Origin of the sequence: Sphingomonas astaxanthinifaciens DSM 22298 (assembly GCF_000711715.1) — a bacterium.
In the GTDB taxonomy this organism is placed as follows: Bacteria; Pseudomonadota; Alphaproteobacteria; order Sphingomonadales; family Sphingomonadaceae; genus Sphingomicrobium; species Sphingomicrobium astaxanthinifaciens_A.
The window spans coordinates 796,279-813,932 of the sequence record NZ_JONN01000001.1; the positions used below are offsets into that span (position 1 = coordinate 796,279).

Consider the following 17,654-nt stretch of genomic DNA (forward strand, 5'->3'; position numbering starts at 1 on the left):
GGCGGCCCGAGAGAAAAGCGTCGTCCCGGCGCAGGCCGGGACGACGAACCGTTACCGGTTGCGCAGGTCCTCGATCTCGCGGGCGAGGCTGTTTTCCTTTTCGACCGTGATCCGCTCGAGCACCTGGATGCGCTCCTTCAGGGCGCGGACCTCGTCGCGCAGCATCCGGGTCTCGGCCTGATCCTCAGGGCTGGCGGTGTGGATGAGGCCTTGCCGGTCGCCGCGACCGCCCAGGCGATCGCCGCGCAGGCCGCCCTTGGCCTTGATCAGCTGGAAGATGAAAACCATGCCGATCAACAGCAGCAGAAATTCGAAGGGGTTCATTTACAGCACTTTCTCACGCACGAAATCGGAAGTCTCGGGAGCATCGCGCAGCGCCTCGATCTGCGCCGCGGTATGAATTCCGCCGTCGGTGGCGATCCGCTCGAGCACCCGGACACGCTGCTCGAGTTCGGCGACGCGACTGGCATATTGCGCGGCCTTCTCGGCGGTATTCTCGCCGAACGCGGTGATCTGCCGTTCCTTCATCTCCATCGCCTTGGTCAGGACGCGGGCGAGGATGGCGACGATCGGAATCATCATTCCCATGATGGGGATCAGGAGCGGGCTCATGCGACAGGTCCTTAAGTGAAAGAGGGATCAGCGCAGTTCGTCGATCTCGCGGGCGAGGCTGCGGTTACTGGTTAGGACATAGCTTTCGACGTCGGCGAGGCGGCGGTCGATGCCCTTCAAATTGGCGCGGATCTCGCGCGCGGTGCGGGCCGGCGAGGCGCGGACCTGCTGCCAGAAGCGCTGGTCGTCCTTGCTGGCATAGGCAAGCTCGCGCGGGCGATCCTCGGCGATCCAGCCGGCGATCAAATAGACCGGCAGGATCGAGAAGCCGCTCAGCCAGAGCGCGAGGAACATCAGGATCCGGACGACCACCACGTCGACGCCGGTATAGTCGGCGATGCCGGCGCAGACGCCCATCACCTTGCCGTTGCGCTTGTCCTTGTAGAAGCGCGTGCGGGTCGCGGGCTGGACGGTCATCAGCGGACCTCCCGGATGCGGCTGCGCTCGGCGAGGCGGGCGAGCTCGGCGTCGAGGTCCATGTCGAGGGCATCACGACCGGGCAGAACATTGGTCTGCTCGGGCGCGCACTGCTGGCGCCAGTTGGGATTTTCCGCGGTCATGATCCGCTCGATCGAGCACATCCGCTCGTCGAGCCGGCGGGCGAGATCGTACAGGTCCTCGAGCAGTTTCTCGTCGCCGCCGGTCAGTGTCGCCGCCGTCTTCCAACGGGTGATGTAGTGCATGATCAGCCAGGGCAGGCCGATGAACAGCACCAGCATCACCATGCTGACGGTCAGGAATTCACCCGGTTCCATTTACTCATTCCCCTTGTTCGCCAGCCGCGCCTTGAGCGCCTCCAGCTCCTTGTCCACGGCCTCCTCCGCACGGAGGTCGGCGATTTCCTCTTCCAGGCTCTTCGGCCCGGTCATGCCGAGCGCCTCGGCGCGCCCTTCCGCGAAGTCGGCGCGGCGCTCGAGCAGCTCGAAGCGGCTGAACGCATCCTCGGTCCGGCTGCCGTTGAGCATCTCGCGGGCCTTGGCGCGGGTCACCGCGCTCTCGATCCGGGTGGAGATGGCGTTCTGGCGCGAACGGGCCTCGCGCAGCTTGCCCTGCAGCTTGGCGATGTCGGCCTCATAGGCCTTCAAGGTCGAGTCGATCACCGCGACCTCGTCCTCGAGGCCCTTGGCCATGTCGGCCGCCTTCTGCCGCTCGATCAGCGCCGCCTTGGCAAGGTCCTCGCGGCCCTTGGACAGTGCCAGCTCGGCCTTTTCGGTCCAGCTGTCGGTCAGCCCTTCGAGGCGGACCATCGCGCGGCGCATTTCCTTGGCGTCGGCAATGCTGCGCGCGGCCGACGCGCGGACTTCGACCAGGGTCTCCTCCATCTCGAGGATGACCATGCGGATCATCCGCGACGGGTCTTCGGCCCGGTCGAGGAGCTCGGTCAGATTGGCGGCCATGATGTCCCGGGTGCGGGAAAAGATGCTCATTGAAATCCTACCTCACTTTTCGTGGGGTCCCTGCCTGAGTTGGGATATGCACGGGTCGTGCCAATGGCGGTTTTCCGAGAACGGGTCCTCCGCCGTTCGTCGGTCTGCCTGAAATCGCTTGCCAAGACTTGGAAAATTGCACCAACTCGAAGCCGTGGCGCGCGTCCAGAATTTCATCGGTTCGAGCCTTGCGTTTCTCGACGCCGTCGAGCGCGCCAGCCGTGCCGCGCCCTTGAACCGGCCGGTGCTGGTGATCGGCGAGCGCGGGACCGGCAAGGAGCTGATCGCCGAGCGGCTCCACCACTTGTCCTCGCGCTGGGCGGGGCCGCTGGTCACGATGAACTGCGCCGCGCTGCCGGAGAACCTCATCGAGGCCGAACTGTTCGGGCACGAGGCGGGGGCCTTCACCGGCGCCGCCAAGACCCGCAAGGGCCGCTTCGAGGAAGCCGATGGCGGGACCCTGTTCCTCGACGAGCTGGCGACGCTGTCGAGCCCGGCGCAGGACCGGCTGCTGCGCGCGGTCGAATATGGCGAGATCACGCGGATCGGCGCGTCCAAGCCGGTCAAGGTCGATGTCCGCATCGTCGCCGCCACCAACGAACATCTGCCGAGGCTGGTCGACGAGGGCAAGTTCCGCGCCGACCTGCTCGACCGGCTGAGCTTCGAGGTCGTCACCCTCCCGCCGCTGCGGCTGCGCCAGGGCGACATTCCCCTGCTGGCCGAGCATTTCGGGCGGCGGATGGCGTCCGAGCTCGAATGGGGCGGCTGGCCAGGCTTCTCGCCCGAGGCGCGGGTCGCGCTCGAGACCTATCCCTGGCCGGGCAACGTCCGCGAGCTCAGGAACGTGGTCGAGCGGGCGGTTTATCGCTGGGACGATCCCGAGCAGCCGATCGCGGCGATCCAGTTCGATCCCTTTTCCTCGCCCTGGGCGGTCGGGACCAGCCCGGAACGGGTCGTTCACAACTTCGGCGAAGCGACTGACGAGGAGGGCGAAAGACCCTCGGTTTCAAGCGGTTCCGAACCGCGGTTGCCAAGCCATGTCACCAGCGATTTCCGCGCCGCGGTGACCGCCTTCGAGCGCGCGATCCTCGAGGAGGCGCTCAAGGCCAACCGCTTCAACCAGCGCGCCACCGCCGCCGCCCTGTCCCTCAGCTACGACCAGCTGCGCCATGCGCTGAAGCGCCACAAGCTGATGGACAGCGAACCCGCCTGAGGCCGCGCATTTCGCCGCCGGAAATGCTATGATCGGCGCTTCACGAGAAGAAGGAGCCGTCTCATGCGTGCTTGCGTCCTCTCCGCCGCGGCCCTGTTCATCGCCGCTCCCCCCGCTTCGGCCTCGGTCATCACGGTCGGCGGCAATTACGCCACCAGCTGCTACCGCGCCGCCGAGAACCGGATCAACGACCTCGCCTCGTGGCGCGCCTGCGACAATGCGCTGGCGCTCGAGCCGCTGGGCGACTCCGACCGTGCGGGCACCTTCGTCAACCGCGGCATCCTCCACATGCTCGCGGGCCGCACCGGGCGCGCGATCGACGATCTCGCCGCGGCCGAGCGGCTCGATCCGAGTCAGCCCGAAATCTATCTCAACCAGGCGATCATCGCCTACCAGGCGGGCCGCAAGGCCGAGGCGCGCGACCTCGCCAGTCGCGCGCTCGATCTTCACACCCGCAAGCCCGCCTTCGCCTTGTTCCTGCGCGGCGTCGCGCATGAGGACCTCGGGTCGATCAAGGCGGCCTATGCCGACCTCAGCCGCGCCGCCCAGCTGGCGCCGTCGTGGGCCGAGCCGAAAAGGGAGCTGGCGCGCTACCGCGTTCGCTAGCCGCGCGTTGACTTGGCAGGGGTGGCCGACCACATGGCCGGCACCCCTTTCACGTCAGGAGAATTGCGCCATGGCCTTCGAAGTCGCCCCGCTGCCGTATGATTATGCCGCGCTCGAGCCGACCATCGACGCGACCACGATGAAGCTTCACCACGACAAGCATCATCAGACCTATGTCGACAATCTCAACAAGGCGGTGGACGGCGACGCCAGCCTCCAGGGCAAGAGCCTCGAGGAGCTGGTCGCCATGGCCGGCGCCGCGCCCAAGGTCGTCCGCAACAATGGCGGCGGCCACTGGAACCACAATTTCTTCTGGGAGACGATGAAGCCGGGCGGCGGCAGCCCCTCGGGCGAGCTCGCGAGCGCGATCGACAGCGCCTTCGGCGGCCTCGATGCGCTGAAGGAGAAGTTCAACGCCGCCGGCGCGGGCCAGTTCGGCTCGGGCTGGGTGTGGCTGGTCGCGGTGCCGGGGCAGGGGCTGGTCGTGACCTCGACCCCCAACCAGGACAATCCGCTGATGGACATCGCCGAGGTGAAGGGCACGCCGATCATCGGCAACGACGTGTGGGAACACGCTTACTATCTCACCTACAACAACCGCCGCGCCGATTACCTCAAGGCCTGGTGGGACGTCGTGAACTGGGACAAGGCGAGCGAGCGCCTCCAGGCCGCCCGCTGAGAAAGAAGGGCCCCGGGCGACGCGCTCCGGGGCCCTTTTTCATTCAGGCCGCCGCGAAGGCGCGGGCGGCTCCGTGCTGAAGCCAGGCGATGACCGCCACCGCCCCGGCCTGCGCGAGCACGAAGGCGGTGCCGAGCGGCGTCGGCGACACCCATGGCCCGGCGAGCAGCAAGAGGCTTGCCGCTACCCAGCTCACATTGATGGCGACGACCAGCGCGGCGAGACGCTGCGGCGACGGCCGCGTCGCCGTCCAGGCGAGCAGCAGCACGAACGGCAGGAGGATGAGGCCGGCCTCGGTGAGCAGGCCCTGCGGAAGGCCGAGCAGCGGCGACAGATCGGCCCCGGCGCCGAGCAGCAGGCCGGCCATGGCGATGCCGGTCGCGGCGTCCAGCCACAGGAGCGGGCGAAGCGGGAGCGCAAGTCTCATGGTTCGTTTCCTTCTCTGGCGACCGGCCGATCCGGTCGAACGCCGGTCATTGTGCCGACCCCGCGCGCCGGGTCGATTACCGCCGGGGTAATTGGATTGCCGCCGCGCCGACCCTAGGAGGGCGGGGAAGGAGCGCGGCGTGACCCCACAGCTCAGACCCGTCGGTGAACAGATCCGCAGCTGGCGGCAGATCCGCCGGCGAAGCCAGCTCGACCTCGCGCTCGAGGCGGATATCTCGGCGCGGCACCTGAGCTTTATCGAGACGGGGCGAAGCAACCCCAGCCGCGAGATGATCCTGCTCCTCGCCGACCAGCTCGAGCTTCCCTTGCGCGAACGCAATGCGCTGCTGCTCGCCGGCGGGTTCGCGCCCGTGTTCGGCGAGCGCCGGCTCGAAGACGCCGAAATGGCCGCCGCGCGCGAGGCGATCCGGATCGTGCTCGAGGGCCATGAACCCTATCCCGCGCTGGCGGTCGACCGGCACTGGAACCTCGTCGCCGCCAATCGCGCGCTCGCGCCCTTGCTCGCCGGCGCCGCGGCGCATCTCCTCGAGCCGCCGGTCAACGTGCTCCGCCTCAGCCTCCACCCGGACGGGCTGGCGCGCATGATCCGCAACCTTGCCGAATGGCGGGCGCATATCCTCGAGCGCCTCGACCGCCAGGTACAGGCGACCGCCGACAGCGGGCTTGCCGCGCTGCTCGAGGAATTGCGGGCCTATCCCGCGACCGATGGAGCGGATGGTGGAAGCGAGCTCGGCGCGATCCTGGTGCCGCTGCGACTGGCCTCGCCGGTGGGAGACCTCAGCCTGCTGACGACCACCACCGTCTTCGGCACGCCGATGGACGTGACGCTGGCCGAGCTGGCGATCGAATCCTTCTTTCCCGCCGATGCCGTCACCGGCGAGCGGCTGCGGCAGCTGGCCGAGGCTCAGGCCTTGAGCCGGTAGCCCGTCCGGAAGATCCACCAGATGCCGGCGAGGCAGGCGGCCGCGAAGGCGAGGGTGGCGCCGAGCGCGACCCCGAAGCTGACGTCCGCGGTGCCGAAGAAGGTCCAGCGGAAGCCGTTGATCAGATAGACCACCGGATTGAACAGGGTGATGGTCCGCCACGGCTCGGGCAGCATCTGGATCGAATAGAAGCTGCCGCCGAGGAAGGTCAGCGGGGTGACCACCAGCAGCGGGATCACCTGCAGCTGTTCGAACCCCTTGGCCCAGACGCCGATGATGAAGCCGAACAGGCAGAAAGTCACCGCCACCAGCAGCAGGAAGGCCAGCGCGAGCAGCGGGTGCATCACCGTCACCGGCACGAACAGGTGGGCGGTGGCGAAGATGACGAGGGCGACGATCATCGCCTTGGTCGCGGCCGCGCCGACATAGCCGATCACCGTCTCGACCGCCGACAAGGGCGCCGAGAGGATTTCGTAGATGGTGCCGGTGAAGCGCGGCATGTGGATGCCGAAGCTCGCGTTGAAGATGCTCTCGGTGAACAGCGACAGCATCATCAGCCCGGGAACGATGAACGCGCCATAGGGCACGCCGCCGACCTCGGTCATCCGGCTGCCGATCGCCGATCCGAAGACGATGAAATAGAGGCTGGTGGTGATCACCGGCACCGCGAGCCCGGTCCACAGCGTGCGCTGGAAGCGGTGCATCTCGAACTTGTAGATGGCGAGGATGCCGCGGATGTTCATGCGTCCGCTCCTGCATTGCCGTTACGGATCAGGCCGACGAAGATGTCCTCGAGGCTCGACTGCTTGGTGTCGAGGTCCTTGAAGCCGATCCCTTCGTCCCGCATCGCCGCGAGCAGCGAGGGGATGCCGGTCTTCTCGGCATGGCGGTCGAAATCATAAGTCAGCGTCAGGCCGTCGTCCGACAGCTGGGGGGCCCAGCCGGCCAGCGCCGCCGGGATTTCGGACAGCGGCTCGGCGAGCTGGAGGTGAAGCGTCTTGCGGCCGAGCTTCTTCATCAGCGCGGCCTTTTCCTCGACGAGGATGAGTTCGCCCTTGTTGATGACGCCCACGCGGTCGGCCATTTCCTCGGCTTCCTCGATATAGTGCGTCGTCAGGATGATCGTGGTGCCGCGCTCCTTCAGTTTGCGGACCATGTCCCACATTTCCTTGCGCAGCTCGACGTCGACCCCGGCGGTGGGCTCGTCGAGGAACAGGATCCTCGGCTCGTGGGCGAGCGCCTTGGCGATCATCACGCGGCGCTTCATGCCGCCCGACAATTCCTTGAGGATCGCCTTCCTCTTGTCCCACAGGGTCAGGTCCTTGAGCACCTGCTCGAGATAGGCGTCGTCGCGCTTCAGCCCGAACAATTCGCGGCTGAAGGCGACCGTGTTCCAGACGGGCTCGAACACGTCGATGTTCATTTCCTGCGGGACCAGCCCGATCTGCGCCCGCGCCGCCTTGTAGGCGTCGCGCCAATGCTCGCCATTGACCAGCACGGTCCCGTCGGTCGCGGTGACGAGGCCGCAGACGATCGAGATGAGCGTGGTCTTGCCCGCGCCGTTGGGCCCGAGCAGCGCGAAGATCTCGCCGTGCGCGATGTCGAGGTCGACCGCCTTCAACGCCTCGGTGCCGCTGGCATAGGCCTTGCGAAGGCCGCGGATGGAAAGGGCGAATTCGCTCATTCGATCGGTCCCGGTTCGACCGCCTTCTTGTCCTCGGTGGTGAGACCGTGGCGGAGCAGCATGGGCAGGTTGGCGGCGGCGAACAGGAAGGTGAGGGGGATCGCCCCCCACAATTTGAACCCGACCCAGAAGTCGGTGCTGCTGTTGCGCCAGACGAGCTCGTTCAGCACGCCCATGGCGAGGAAGAACAAGGCCCAGTTGAGGGTGAGCTTGCGCCAGCCGGTGTCGGAAAGGCCCGGATAGGCCGAGCCCAGCACCATCTTCAGCAGCGGCTTGTCCTTCCAAAGCCCGAAGCCGAGCAGGGCCGCGACGAAGCCGTAATAGATGGTGGGCTTCAGTTTGATGAAATCCTCGTTGTGGAGGTAGAGCGTCAGCCCGCCCAGCACGACGACCATGATCCCGCTGAACCACAGCAGCGGCGAGATCGAGCGGAACCGGATCGCCGAATAAATCATCGCCGCCACCATCGCGACCATGAAAGCCCCGGTGGCGACGAAGATCTTCACCAGCGGATCGACGGGCGCGAGGAAATTGACCGCGAAGAAGACGATCAGCGGCCCGAGGTCGATCAGCAGCTTCGAAGCGCCGGCGGGTTCAGAAGAGGTGGCAGTCAAATCAGATTTCTTTCAGCTTGTTGATCCTGGGCACGCGCAAACCCCTTTCAACGATGGCCGCGTGAAGTTGATCGGAAAGGAGTGTCACTCGCTCGCCGATACGCCGCTCCCGCCACAATTGCGCGTTACCAAAGGCCGCGCGTGAAAAGGCAAGGCCGGCCATGGCCGCCCTCTTCTCATAAAGCCTAAAGCGGTCGCCATTGTGGGTAAACGCTTCCGCTTGGCTGTGCTCGGGCGAAAAGCTGTCGAGCCATTGGCCGACCACCAGGGTGTGGAAGGTCGCAACGACATTGCGGGTGTGGATTTCGATCGGAAAGAAGCGATGCATACCCGGCTCGAAGCGCTCGATGATCTCCCTAAAATCGTCGTCCACCGCGAGTATCCGGTCGTTCAGCATGATCAGCGAACCGAGCTGCGAATAGCTTTTTCGGCTTTCGAAAAAGCGCGGCGCTTCGAAGGCGGCGATGGGCGAGAGCGGCGGGTCGTCGGGCTCGTAAGGATTGGTCCCGATTTCGTCGCGAAACTTAGCGACAGCGTGAAAGCGATAAGTGTGCACGCGACGGGCCGGATTGTCCTTCAAGCTGTCGAAAAGGCGATCCTGTTCACTGGGGCTCAGGTCCTCGAACGTCGCCGAGAGCCGCGATCCCCATCCTTGCCTCCCGTCATTCGTTTTGCCCTCGAAGTCGCCGTCCGGCCAGAATTCGCCGAACGTGACCGGCAGGGACATGCCCCATACCATCAGGCCAATTCCGTTGCGCTCATGCCGGCAGCCCCGCGATGGCGCGGGCGACGGCGCGGGGGTCGAAGGGGCGGAGGTCGTTCACGCCTTCCCCAACGCCGATGGCGTGGATGGGAAGCTTGTACTTCTCCGCCGCCGCGACCAGCACGCCGCCGCGCGCGGTGCCGTCCAATTTGGTCATGACGAGACCGGTGACTCCGGCGAGGTCGCGGAACACCTCGATCTGGTTGAGCGCATTCTGCCCGGTGGTCGCGTCGAGGACGAGAATGACGTCATGCGGCGCCTCGGTGTTGAGGCGGCCGAGCACGCGGCGGACCTTGGCCAGTTCCTCCATCAGATGGGTCTTGTTCTGGAGGCGGCCGGCGGTGTCGACGATCAGGCAGTCGATGCCGGTCGCAGTCGCCTGTTTGACGCCGTCGAACACGATTCCCGCCGCGTCGCCGCCTTCCTTGCCGCTGATCACGGGCGCATCGGTCCGCTCACCCCAGATGCGGAGCTGCTCGATCGCGGCGGCGCGGAAGGTATCGCCCGCCGCCAGCATGACGCCATAATCCTGCTCCTTGAGCCAGGCGCCCAGCTTGCCGATGGTGGTGGTCTTGCCCGAGCCGTTGACCCCGATCACGAGGATCACGTGCGGGCGGGGAAAGCCCCAGATGTCGAGCGGCTTGGCGACGGGGGCGAGGATCGCCTCCATCTCCTCGGCCAGAATGGTGCGCAGCCCCCGCTCGTCGAGCTGCTCGAACTTGCGCGCGGCGATGGCGTTGCGGATCCGCTTGCTTGCCTCGGGCCCGATGTCGGACGCGATCAGCGCTTCCTCGATGTCGTCGAGGGTCGCGGTGTCGAGCGCGGCCTTCGCGCCCGTTCCCAGCGTGCCCATGTTGTCGCCGAGGCGGTCGGCGGTCTTGCGGAAACCGCCGGTGAGTTTGTCGAGCCAGCTCATGTTAGAGATCGATTGTGCCTTCGAAGACATGGGTCGCGTCACCGCGCATGGTGACGGGCTGCCCCGGCTCCCACGCAATGACAAGGGTACCGCCCGGCATGGTCACGCGGACGGGTGAGGAAAGGCGCCTGGCGCGGATCGCCGCGACCGCGGTCGCGCAGGCGCCGGTGCCGCAGGCGCGGGTCAGGCCGGCACCGCGCTCGAAGGTCTTCAGCCGGATGCCGTCGTCCCCGACCTCGGCGACATTGACGTTGATCCGCTCGGGGAAGGTGGGGTCGGTCTCGATGGCGGGGCCGAGGCCCTCGATGTCGATGTCGTCGAGATCCTCAACGAAGAAGACGAGGTGGGGATTGCCGACATTGACCGCATAAGGCCGGTCGAGATTTTCCCAGCCCATCGGCACCGGGTCGGTCGGCATCGCATAGGCGAGGGGAATTTCGTTCCAGCTGAAGCGCGGTTCGATGAGGCTGACCTCGACCTCCGCGCCGGTCACGTCGCCGTGGATGACACCGCCGGCGGTCTCGATGGTGCCAGCGCCGGTGAGCTTCACCACGCAGCGCGAGGCATTGCCGCAGCTTTCGACCTCGCTCCCGTCGGCGTTGAAGATCCGCATCCTGAGCTCGGCCGTGTTGCTCGGCTCGAGGAGGATCAGCTGGTCGCAGCCGATTCCCTCGCGCCGGTCAGCGAGGTGCCGGGCCAGCGCCTCGGTCATGGCGAGCGGGGACTCGCGGCCATCGAGGATCACGAAGTCGTTGCCGAGCCCATGCATCTTGTGGAATTGCCGAAGCATCACTGGCGACTTAGGGACGCTCCCAAGCTTCGTCTACCGCTCAGGAGTTCCTTTCCCCATGCCCCGCGCTGCCCAGGACGTCATGCAGAGCGTCATCTTCTCCGCCGTGCTCGACGCCATTGCGGCGCTCAAGGCGGCGAGCGGCAATCTGCCCAACAACCTCCTTCGCCAGGTCCAGGCGATCCATGGCAATGTCACCATGGCCGACCTGCCCAAGGAATTGCAGGACGCGATCGCCGCCAGCACCCGCGCCGCCTTCGCCGGCCTCCTCAAGGAAGGCTATGCGGTCGCGCCGCGCGACGCCGCCCCGGTTCGGAGCGCGCCGCGGCAGGGCCAGCTCGTGCCCCGCGGCGCCGACCGTCCGACCCGCAGCGGTCCGCGCGGACCCCGGCCCGACGGTCCGCCCCGCGGGCCCCGCGGCGATCGTCCGGGCGGTCCCGGACGCGGCGGACCGCGTGGTCCCCGCGGTCCCCGGCAGGGCTGATGGAGCCGGTCCCGGCGGTTCGCCGCCCCGATCTCCTGCGCTTCCTGCCCGAGCGGCTGTTCCGGCCCGACGGCGTCCTGGCCTATGTGCCGCTGGCGTGGCTGCTCGCGCTCATCCCCTCGCTCGGCCTTTCGTGGCTGGCGAGCAAGCTCGTTCCCGCGGCGGGCCCCGAATTTCCCCAGGCGGGGGCGGGGCTGTTGCTGTTCGCGCTGGTGGTGTTCGCACCCGTGGTCGAGACGCTGATCATGGGAACCATCCTGCTCATCCTCGAGCGGCTGTTCGGCTTCCTCCCCGCCATCCTGCTGAGTTCGGCGGGCTGGGGAATCGCCCATTCGCTCCAGGCGCCCGCCTGGGGGCTGGTCATCTGGTGGCCGTTCCTGATCTTCTCGACCGTCTTCCTGGTCTGGAAGCGGCGCAGCCTGTGGCTTGCCTTCCTGCTTCCGATGCTGGTCCACGGGCTCCAGAACCTCGGCCCGGCGCTGCTCGTCGCGAGCGGCCGCGCCTGATCCGTCAGAGCGAGATCGGCGCCCCGAGCTTGGCCGCGATCCGGGCGACTTCCTCGTCGCTCGGCGGGTCGGGAAGGGTGGTGAAGGAAATCGCGGCCCGGCCGGGACTCGCTGGTCCGGCACTCCTATCCGACACGCCACTCTTCGCCGCTTCGGGCTCGCTGGTCGTCTTCTCCCTGTCGCGCATCGGAAAAGGGCCTCCCTGAGAGTGTCGCCCAGCCAACAAAGTGCGTCACGAAGCGTTCCGTTCAGGCGCCCATTCGATTGATTAGGGCGACGGGGCGGCCCATATGGGGGGAAACCGCTGCCGTGTAGTGGCAGCCAAGGAGCTTGTTGATTTGACCCTGACCCTGCCGATCCTTCCCCTGCGCGACATCGTCGTGTTCCCGAAAAGGATCGTCCCCCTGTTCGTCGGCCGCGAGAAGTCGGTCGCCGCGCTCGAGGCGGCGATGGGCCAGGACAAGCAGATCTTCCTCGTCGCGCAGCTCGATCCGGCCGAGGACGATCCCGACCGCGATGCGCTTTACGACCTCGGCGTGGTCGCCAGCGCGATGCAGCTCCTGAAGCTGCCCGACGGCACGGTCCGCGTGCTGGTCGAGGGCGCCAGGCGCGCGCGCCTCGTCGCGCTCCACCAGCAGGAAGGGCATCTCGCCGCCGAGGTCGAGGAGATCGAGGAGGAGCCGGTCGAGGGCAATGAGGTCCAGGCGCTGATGCGCTCGGTGCTCGAGCAGTTCGACAACTACGCCAAATTGAACAAGCGGCTCCCGGCCGAGACAGGGGTCCAGCTGGCCGAGATCGAGGATGCCTCGGTGCTCGCCGATGCGGTTGCCTCCAACCTCTCGGTCAAGGTCGCCGACAAGCAGGCCCTGCTGGGCGAGCTCAATCCCTCGCGCCGGCTCGAGATGGTGTTCGCCTTCATGGAAGGCGAGCTCGGCGTGCTCCAGGTCGAGAAGAAGATCCGCTCGCGCGTCAAGCGCCAGATGGAGAAGACCCAGCGCGAATATTATCTCAACGAGCAATTGAAGGCGATCCAGCGCGAGCTCGGCAACGAGAGCGAGGACGGCGGCGACGAGCTGGCCGAACTCGCCCAGAAGATCCGCAAGACCCGCCTCTCCAAGGAAGCCCGGATCAAGGCCACCGCCGAACTCAAGAAGCTGAAGGCGATGGCGCCGATGAGCGCCGAGGCGACCGTCGCGCGCAACTATCTCGACGTGCTGCTCGGCCTGCCGTGGGGCAAGAAGTCGAAGCTCAACAAGGACATCGTGACGGCCGAAAAGGTCCTCGACGACGACCATTACGGGCTCGAGAAGGTCAAGGACCGGATCGTCGAATATCTCGCGGTCCAGGCCCGCACCAACAAATTGAAGGGCCCGATCCTGTGCCTCGTCGGCCCGCCCGGCGTCGGCAAGACCAGCCTCGGCCGCTCCATCGCCAAGGCCTGCGGACGCGAGTTCGTCCGCCAGAGCCTCGGCGGCGTGCGCGACGAGGCCGAGATCCGCGGTCACCGCCGGACCTACATCGGCTCACTGCCCGGCAAGATCATCTCGAACCTCAAGAAGGCCGGGACCAGCAACCCGTTGTTCCTGCTCGACGAGATCGACAAGCTCGGCCAGGACTTCCGCGGCGATCCCGCGGCGGCGTTGCTCGAGGTCCTCGATCCCGAACAGAACAACAAGTTCCAGGACCATTATCTGGAGCTCGACTACGACCTCAGCGACGTCATGTTCGTGACCACCGCGAACAGCCTCGACATGCCCCAGCCGTTGCTCGACCGGATGGAGATCATCCGCCTCGAGGGCTATACCGAGGACGAGAAGGTCGAGATCGCCAACCGCCACCTCATTCCCAAGCAGCTCGAAGCGCATGGGCTGAAGGAGGGCGAGCTCACCATCGCCGACGATGGGCTGCGCGCGGTGCTGCGCTATTACACCCGCGAGGCCGGCGTCCGCACGCTCGAGCGCGAACTGGCCAAGATCGCCCGCAAGGCGCTCCGCCAGATCCTCGAGAAGAAGGCCGAGACGGTCACCGTCACCGCCGACAATCTCTCCGATTTCCTCGGGGTGCGCCGCTTCCGCTTCGGGGTCGGCGAGGAAGAGGACCAGGTCGGCGCGGTGACCGGGCTCGCCTGGACCGAGGTCGGCGGCGAATTGCTGACGATCGAGGCCGTGACCGTTCCCGGCAAGGGGCAGATCAAGACCACCGGCAAGCTTGGCGAAGTGATGCAGGAAAGCGTCCAGGCCGCGTGGAGCTTCGTCAAGGCGCGGGCCCCGGCCTATGGCGTCAAGCCGTCGCTGTTCGCGAAGAAGGACGTCCATGTCCACCTGCCCGAGGGCGCGGTGCCCAAGGACGGCCCGTCGGCCGGCATCGGCATGGTCACCACGCTTATCTCGACGCTGACCGGCATCCCGGTCCGCCGCGACGTCGCCATGACCGGCGAGGTCACCTTGCGCGGCCGCGTGCTGCCGATTGGCGGCCTGAAGGAGAAATTGCTCGCCGCGCTGCGCGGCGGCATCACCACCGTTCTCATTCCCAAGGAGAATGAGAAGGACCTGGCGGAACTGCCCGCCAACATCCGCGAGGGGTTGACCATCATCCCCGTCGCGCATGTCGACGAGGTGCTCGGCCATGCGCTCAGCGCCAAGCTCGAGCCGATCGAGTGGAGCGATACCGACGAACATGCCGCGGAACCTGCGCCGAACGCGCCGGGCGGCTCGGTCTCACCGGTCCGACACTAGTCAAGTTACCCTAACTGGGGCATTGACGGATTTTAAGAGCGACAGGCTTGCGCGCGGTCGCGAACCTTTGAGTAAGCAGAGTAAGCATCGATGAATAAACAAGATTTGATCGGGAAAGTGGCAGACCGGGCGGGCCTGAATCGCAACGACGCGGCCCGTGCGGTCGAGACCATGCTCGAGGTGATCACCGACGCATTGAGCCGCGGTGACGAAGTGCGCCTGGTGGGCTTCGGCAATTTCGTGGTGACCCGCCGCAAGGCCTCGGTCGGGCGCAACCCGCGCACCGGCGAGCCGCTCCAGATCGAGAGCACCGCCCAGCCCAAGTTCCGCGCGGGCAAGCTTCTCAAGGAAGCCGTTCAGTAAGGCTGGACAGGTCGGAGGGGCTTCGCTAACCGCCCCTCCCACACGGCGTGGGCGCGTAGCTCAGTGGTAGAGCACACCCTTCACACGGGTGGGGTCGTAGGTTCAATCCCTACCGCGCCCACCACGCCTTCCTCCAGAACGCATCCTCCCCATCGCGAAGCAAGGGGGAGTGGGACCGCTTCGCATGGCGCAGCGGGGCCAGGCGCGCCTTCCGTCAGCGCGGCGCGTCGCATGTCTCCCCATCCGGCCTGGCCGAACGGGGAGGATGCGCTGTCTATTGGAGATAGGCCGGCGAGAAGCTCGCCACGCGGCGCAGTTCGCCCCAGTCCTCGAAGGTGATCTCGCGGCCTTCGCGACGGATCAGCCGCTGCCGCTCGAGATCGGCCAGCACCCGGTTGACGTTGACGCTGGTCTGGCCGGTGATGTCGGCGATCTGCTGCTGCGTGAACGGATTGATCATCCGGTTCTGGTCGGCATTGACCCCGCTGCGCTCGGCGGTCTCGCACAAGAGGTGCGCGACCCGGGCGAGACTGTCGCGCCGGCCGCAGTTGAGCAGCCATTCGTAGCCGATCGCGGCATGGCGCTGGGTCAGCTTCCAGAAGAAGCGGGCGAGCTCGGGATATTGTTCGACAATGGACTCGAAGTCCTTGCGCTGCCCGACCGCGACCCGGCTCCGGACGATCGCCTGGATGCCATAGTCCGCGACCGAGTCGCTGGGCAGGATCCCGTCGCCGGTGAAGCGCAGCGCGATGATCTGACGTCGACCGGCGCCGTCTGTCTTGTACTTCGACAGGATGCCCGAGTTGACGAAATAGACTTCGTTGCGCTCGGCCCCCGGCTCTCGGAAGGGACGACGCGGATCGGCTTCGACCATCCGGTGCGGCATCGCCTCGAACAGCTCGGCAAGCTCGGCTTTCATGCCCGCCGCTATCAGCGATTCGCTGATGCTGATGCTGCCCCCGGATGCACTCCTCAAGCGTCTGCTCATGGCAACTGCCTTTCACCCTACCCCGGTGCGATTATCTCGACTCGATGACGCTTGCGCAAGGAATTTAACGCAAATTAAAAAACCCGAAATCGTGGGATTCTTAACGAAAGTTACTGATCAGAAATGCGGTCAATCCGGAAGGGACGGGAATGCTCTCTGCCAGCGCCGGCGGTCCCGGCCAGCCCGAGTCGGAAACCATTGTCCCGCCGAACTCGCGGCGGCCCTCGTAGCGGGGGATGACGTGGAAATGGACGTGGGGGTCGACCATCATCAGCATGAGATAGTTGATCCGCTCGTAGCCGACGGCGCGTTTGAGCATCGCCTCGATCCGCGGCACGAGTTCGCCCTGCTCGGCAAAGGCTTCGGGCGGGAGGTCGCCATAAGCGGTCGCCTCGCCGGTCGCGCACAGGACAAGGCTGCCCAAGGTCGGCTGCTGCGGCCGCACCAGCACCGCCCAGTGCCGCCCCTCATGGACGAGGTTGTGGGGGTAGCCGAACTTGACGAGGGTCGCGTGGGGGTGGGGAAGGGTCATCGGCCTGTCGCTGTTGCTTGCATCGCTCGCCTTGCACCCTTAAGGGGCCTTCGCGCCGTGCCAAGCCGTCGATCGGTCTGGCCAGGTCGTGGCGATCGTAGCTCAGTTGGTTAGAGCATCGGTTTGTGGTACCGAGGGTCGCGGGTTCAAGTCCCGTCGATCGCCCCATTTTTCCCCATTTTCAGCGATCCGGATCAGCCCCCTTCATGACCGACTTGTGGAGCCTGCCCGATTTCGACGGGCACGAGGCCGTGTCCTTCGTCACCGATACCGCGACCGGCCTCAAGGCCATCGTCGCGATGCATTCGACCCATCTCGGGCCGGCCGCCGGCGGCTGCCGCTTCTGGCATTATGCCGATGACGCGCAGGCGCTGACCGACGCGCTCCGCCTCTCGCGCGGCATGAGCTACAAGAATGCCATGGCCGGGCTTCCGCTCGGCGGCGGCAAGGCGGTGGTGCTGGCCGACGCGAACCGGACCAAGGCCCCGGCGATGCTGGCCGCCTTCGGCCGCGCGATCGACCGGATGGGCGGCCATTACGTCACCGCCGAGGACGTCGGCATGAGCGTCGCCGACATGCAGGCGATCGCACGCGAGACCCGCTATGTCGCCGGCCTGCCCGTCGCCGCGGGCGCCGTCGGCGGCGATCCGGGCCCGCACACCTCGCTCGGCGTGTTCCTCGGCATCAAGGCCGCGGTCCGCCGCGCGCTTGGCCGTGACAGTCTTGCCGGCCTCCATATCGCCATGCAGGGCGCGGGCAGCGTCGCCAGCGGAGTCGCCCGCCGCGCCGCCGCCGAGGGCGCCCGCCTGACCATCGCCGACGTCGATCAGGCCAAGGCCGCGGCGCTCGCCGCCGAAACCAACGGCGCGATCGGCGACCCCGCCACCATCCTCGCCACCGAGGCCGACGTGGTCAGCCCCAACGCCCTGGGCGCGATCCTCGACGATGCCAGCATCGCGGCGCTTCGCGCCCCGATCGTCGCGGGCGGCGCCAACAACCAGCTCGCCCGGCCCGAACACGGCCGCCAGCTGATGGAGCGCGGGATCCTCTACGCGCCCGACTATGTCATCAACGCCGGCGGGATCATCAACGTCTCGACCGAATATCTGAAGGACGGCGGTCCCGAGGTCGTCGAGGGCCGGATCGCGGGCATCCCCGACCGCCTCGAAGCCATCTGGAGCGAAAGCGCCGCCAGCGGCCGCGACGCTGGCGCGGTGGCCGACGCCATGGCGCAGAAGCTGATCGGGCGGGGCTGAAGGCAGGGCCAGCGTGCTTCGACTTCGCTCAGCACGAACGGGTTAGGTTTCCAATCTCGTTCGCCCTGGGCGAAGTCGAAGGGCTTCGCGCAGAACCTCGCCTTACCGCCTATTTC

Annotated in this window: 24 protein-coding genes and 2 tRNA genes; 11 read left to right on the forward strand and 15 right to left on the reverse strand. The window is 66.7% G+C overall.

Going from position 1 to position 17,654, the window contains the following annotated elements; all coding sequences use genetic code 11:
- Window positions 1–51: 51 nt before the first annotated feature.
- From BS69_RS0103930 to pspA, 5 genes are read right to left on the reverse strand one after another with little or no spacing between them, the layout of a single operon-like run.
- Window positions 52–324 (reverse strand): hypothetical protein, encoded by a 273-nt coding sequence (locus tag BS69_RS0103930; RefSeq protein ID WP_029940678.1) that lies wholly within the window; start codon window positions 322–324, stop codon window positions 52–54.
- Window positions 325–612, reverse strand: coding sequence for a hypothetical protein (locus BS69_RS0103935; protein WP_029940679.1), 288 nt, complete (start codon window positions 610–612; stop codon window positions 325–327).
- Window positions 613–639: 27 nt separating this feature from the next.
- On the reverse strand, window positions 640–1,029 hold the full coding sequence (pspC, locus tag BS69_RS0103940; RefSeq protein WP_029940680.1) for an envelope stress response membrane protein PspC: 390 nt from the start codon (window positions 1,027–1,029) through the stop codon (window positions 640–642).
- Complete coding sequence (pspB, locus tag BS69_RS0103945) at window positions 1,029–1,367, reverse strand: envelope stress response membrane protein PspB (protein WP_084184260.1); 339 nt, start codon at window positions 1,365–1,367, stop codon at window positions 1,029–1,031. Before pspB ends, pspC begins: the two co-directional genes overlap by 1 nt.
- The gene (gene pspA, locus BS69_RS0103950) at window positions 1,368–2,039 is read right to left on the reverse strand and encodes a phage shock protein PspA (RefSeq protein ID WP_029940682.1); all 672 of its coding nucleotides are present in this window, start codon (window positions 2,037–2,039) and stop codon (window positions 1,368–1,370) included.
- Between the two features lie 154 nt (window positions 2,040–2,193).
- Here pspA and pspF point away from each other — a divergent pair, with 154 nt between their 5' ends.
- The 3 genes from pspF to BS69_RS0103965 all read left to right on the forward strand — a co-directional run bounded on the left by pspF (window position 2,194) and on the right by BS69_RS0103965 (window position 4,537).
- Window positions 2,194–3,252: a phage shock protein operon transcriptional activator gene (gene pspF / locus BS69_RS0103955; protein WP_029940683.1), complete on the forward strand. Its 1,059-nt coding sequence runs from the start codon at window positions 2,194–2,196 to the stop codon at window positions 3,250–3,252.
- 63 nt (window positions 3,253–3,315) lie between these two features.
- On the forward strand, window positions 3,316–3,858 hold the full coding sequence (locus BS69_RS0103960) for a tetratricopeptide repeat protein (protein ID WP_029940684.1): 543 nt from the start codon (window positions 3,316–3,318) through the stop codon (window positions 3,856–3,858).
- Between the two features lie 70 nt (window positions 3,859–3,928).
- Window positions 3,929–4,537: a superoxide dismutase gene (locus BS69_RS0103965; RefSeq protein WP_029940685.1), complete on the forward strand. Its 609-nt coding sequence runs from the start codon at window positions 3,929–3,931 to the stop codon at window positions 4,535–4,537.
- 43 nt (window positions 4,538–4,580) lie between these two features.
- On the opposite strand, the gene BS69_RS0103970 is transcribed toward BS69_RS0103965, so the two are convergent.
- A complete protein-coding gene (locus tag BS69_RS0103970; protein WP_029940686.1) occupies window positions 4,581–4,964 on the reverse strand; it encodes a hypothetical protein in 384 nt (127 codons plus the stop codon).
- 139 nt (window positions 4,965–5,103) lie between these two features.
- Here BS69_RS0103970 and BS69_RS0103975 point away from each other — a divergent pair, with 139 nt between their 5' ends.
- Window positions 5,104–5,907 (forward strand): helix-turn-helix domain-containing protein, encoded by an 804-nt coding sequence (locus BS69_RS0103975; RefSeq protein WP_029940687.1) that lies wholly within the window; start codon window positions 5,104–5,106, stop codon window positions 5,905–5,907.
- On the opposite strand, the gene BS69_RS0103980 is transcribed toward BS69_RS0103975, so the two are convergent.
- From BS69_RS0103980 to dapF, 6 genes are read right to left on the reverse strand one after another with little or no spacing between them, the layout of a single operon-like run.
- A complete protein-coding gene (locus tag BS69_RS0103980; protein ID WP_029940688.1) occupies window positions 5,889–6,650 on the reverse strand; it encodes an ABC transporter permease in 762 nt (253 codons plus the stop codon). The two genes, BS69_RS0103975 and BS69_RS0103980, sit on opposite strands and share 19 nt — an antisense overlap.
- Window positions 6,647–7,591, reverse strand: coding sequence for an ABC transporter ATP-binding protein (locus BS69_RS0103985; RefSeq protein ID WP_029940689.1), 945 nt, complete (start codon window positions 7,589–7,591; stop codon window positions 6,647–6,649). The genes BS69_RS0103980 and BS69_RS0103985 overlap by 4 nt, the downstream gene beginning before the upstream one ends.
- Complete coding sequence (locus BS69_RS0103990; RefSeq protein ID WP_029940690.1) at window positions 7,588–8,205, reverse strand: septation protein A; 618 nt, start codon at window positions 8,203–8,205, stop codon at window positions 7,588–7,590. The genes BS69_RS0103985 and BS69_RS0103990 overlap by 4 nt, the downstream gene beginning before the upstream one ends.
- A gap of 1 nt (window position 8,206) precedes the next feature.
- Window positions 8,207–8,932 carry an imm11 family protein gene (locus BS69_RS0103995; RefSeq protein ID WP_029940691.1) on the reverse strand — a complete coding sequence of 242 codons (726 nt, stop codon included), beginning with the start codon at window positions 8,930–8,932 and terminating at the stop codon, window positions 8,207–8,209.
- Between the two features lie 31 nt (window positions 8,933–8,963).
- Window positions 8,964–9,884: a signal recognition particle-docking protein FtsY gene (ftsY, locus tag BS69_RS0104000; RefSeq protein ID WP_156956885.1), complete on the reverse strand. Its 921-nt coding sequence runs from the start codon at window positions 9,882–9,884 to the stop codon at window positions 8,964–8,966.
- A gap of 1 nt (window position 9,885) precedes the next feature.
- Window positions 9,886–10,674, reverse strand: coding sequence for a diaminopimelate epimerase (dapF, locus tag BS69_RS0104005; RefSeq protein ID WP_029940693.1), 789 nt, complete (start codon window positions 10,672–10,674; stop codon window positions 9,886–9,888).
- Window positions 10,675–10,732: 58 nt separating this feature from the next.
- On the opposite strand from dapF, the gene BS69_RS13530 reads away from it, so the two are divergent.
- Together BS69_RS13530 and BS69_RS0104015 are read left to right on the forward strand one after the other, a co-directional pair.
- Complete coding sequence (locus BS69_RS13530; protein WP_051676521.1) at window positions 10,733–11,158, forward strand: hypothetical protein; 426 nt, start codon at window positions 10,733–10,735, stop codon at window positions 11,156–11,158.
- Window positions 11,158–11,664, forward strand: a complete 507-nt coding sequence (locus tag BS69_RS0104015) for a CPBP family intramembrane glutamic endopeptidase (protein WP_051676522.1) — start codon at window positions 11,158–11,160, stop codon at window positions 11,662–11,664. Before BS69_RS13530 ends, BS69_RS0104015 begins: the two co-directional genes overlap by 1 nt.
- A gap of 4 nt (window positions 11,665–11,668) precedes the next feature.
- Here BS69_RS0104015 and BS69_RS0104020 read toward each other — a convergent pair whose 3' ends face one another.
- Window positions 11,669–11,851 carry a hypothetical protein gene (locus BS69_RS0104020; RefSeq protein WP_029940696.1) on the reverse strand — a complete coding sequence of 61 codons (183 nt, stop codon included), beginning with the start codon at window positions 11,849–11,851 and terminating at the stop codon, window positions 11,669–11,671.
- 151 nt (window positions 11,852–12,002) lie between these two features.
- Between BS69_RS0104020 and lon the strand changes: the two genes are divergently transcribed.
- From lon to BS69_RS0104035, 3 genes are all read left to right on the forward strand, one after another.
- Window positions 12,003–14,399, forward strand: coding sequence for an endopeptidase La (gene lon / locus BS69_RS0104025; protein ID WP_029940697.1), 2,397 nt, complete (start codon window positions 12,003–12,005; stop codon window positions 14,397–14,399).
- 90 nt (window positions 14,400–14,489) lie between these two features.
- Window positions 14,490–14,762, forward strand: coding sequence for an HU family DNA-binding protein (locus BS69_RS0104030; protein ID WP_029940698.1), 273 nt, complete (start codon window positions 14,490–14,492; stop codon window positions 14,760–14,762).
- A 49-nt stretch (window positions 14,763–14,811) separates the two neighbouring features.
- Window positions 14,812–14,886: transfer RNA gene (locus tag BS69_RS0104035), tRNA-Val, on the forward strand.
- Window positions 14,887–15,036: 150 nt separating this feature from the next.
- On the opposite strand, the gene BS69_RS13535 is transcribed toward BS69_RS0104035, so the two are convergent.
- Window positions 15,037–15,738 (reverse strand): Crp/Fnr family transcriptional regulator, encoded by a 702-nt coding sequence (locus BS69_RS13535; RefSeq protein ID WP_169738053.1) that lies wholly within the window; start codon window positions 15,736–15,738, stop codon window positions 15,037–15,039.
- A 112-nt stretch (window positions 15,739–15,850) separates the two neighbouring features.
- Complete coding sequence (locus BS69_RS0104045) at window positions 15,851–16,282, reverse strand: HIT family protein (protein ID WP_029940700.1); 432 nt, start codon at window positions 16,280–16,282, stop codon at window positions 15,851–15,853.
- Window positions 16,283–16,373: 91 nt separating this feature from the next.
- Here BS69_RS0104045 and BS69_RS0104050 point away from each other — a divergent pair.
- Both BS69_RS0104050 and BS69_RS0104055 read left to right on the forward strand, forming a co-directional pair.
- Window positions 16,374–16,450 (forward strand) — tRNA-His (locus tag BS69_RS0104050).
- A 38-nt stretch (window positions 16,451–16,488) separates the two neighbouring features.
- A complete protein-coding gene (locus BS69_RS0104055; protein ID WP_029940701.1) occupies window positions 16,489–17,538 on the forward strand; it encodes a Glu/Leu/Phe/Val dehydrogenase dimerization domain-containing protein in 1,050 nt (349 codons plus the stop codon).
- Window positions 17,539–17,654: the final 116 nt, after the last annotated feature.

Coding starts and splice junctions, on each gene's coding strand:
- BS69_RS0103930 (WP_029940678.1), bottom strand. CDS start 324: ATGAACCCCTTCGAATTTCTGCTGCTGTTGATCGGCATGGTTTTCATC.
- BS69_RS0103935 (WP_029940679.1), bottom strand. CDS start 612: ATGAGCCCGCTCCTGATCCCCATCATGGGAATGATGATTCCGATCGTC.
- pspC (WP_029940680.1), bottom strand. CDS start 1,029: ATGACCGTCCAGCCCGCGACCCGCACGCGCTTCTACAAGGACAAGCGC.
- pspB (WP_084184260.1), bottom strand. CDS start 1,367: ATGGAACCGGGTGAATTCCTGACCGTCAGCATGGTGATGCTGGTGCTG.
- pspA (WP_029940682.1), bottom strand. CDS start 2,039: ATGAGCATCTTTTCCCGCACCCGGGACATCATGGCCGCCAATCTGACC.
- BS69_RS0103960 (WP_029940684.1), top strand. CDS start 3,316: ATGCGTGCTTGCGTCCTCTCCGCCGCGGCCCTGTTCATCGCCGCTCCC.
- BS69_RS0103965 (WP_029940685.1), top strand. CDS start 3,929: ATGGCCTTCGAAGTCGCCCCGCTGCCGTATGATTATGCCGCGCTCGAG.
- BS69_RS0103970 (WP_029940686.1), bottom strand. CDS start 4,964: ATGAGACTTGCGCTCCCGCTTCGCCCGCTCCTGTGGCTGGACGCCGCG.
- BS69_RS0103980 (WP_029940688.1), bottom strand. CDS start 6,650: ATGAACATCCGCGGCATCCTCGCCATCTACAAGTTCGAGATGCACCGC.
- BS69_RS0103985 (WP_029940689.1), bottom strand. CDS start 7,591: ATGAGCGAATTCGCCCTTTCCATCCGCGGCCTTCGCAAGGCCTATGCC.
- BS69_RS0103995 (WP_029940691.1), bottom strand. CDS start 8,932: ATGTCCCTGCCGGTCACGTTCGGCGAATTCTGGCCGGACGGCGACTTC.
- ftsY (WP_156956885.1), bottom strand. CDS start 9,884: ATGAGCTGGCTCGACAAACTCACCGGCGGTTTCCGCAAGACCGCCGAC.
- dapF (WP_029940693.1), bottom strand. CDS start 10,674: ATGCTTCGGCAATTCCACAAGATGCATGGGCTCGGCAACGACTTCGTG.
- BS69_RS13530 (WP_051676521.1), top strand. CDS start 10,733: ATGCCCCGCGCTGCCCAGGACGTCATGCAGAGCGTCATCTTCTCCGCC.
- BS69_RS0104015 (WP_051676522.1), top strand. CDS start 11,158: ATGGAGCCGGTCCCGGCGGTTCGCCGCCCCGATCTCCTGCGCTTCCTG.
- BS69_RS0104020 (WP_029940696.1), bottom strand. CDS start 11,851: ATGCGCGACAGGGAGAAGACGACCAGCGAGCCCGAAGCGGCGAAGAGT.
- BS69_RS0104030 (WP_029940698.1), top strand. CDS start 14,490: ATGAATAAACAAGATTTGATCGGGAAAGTGGCAGACCGGGCGGGCCTG.
- BS69_RS0104045 (WP_029940700.1), bottom strand. CDS start 16,282: ATGACCCTTCCCCACCCCCACGCGACCCTCGTCAAGTTCGGCTACCCC.
- BS69_RS0104055 (WP_029940701.1), top strand. CDS start 16,489: ATGACCGACTTGTGGAGCCTGCCCGATTTCGACGGGCACGAGGCCGTG.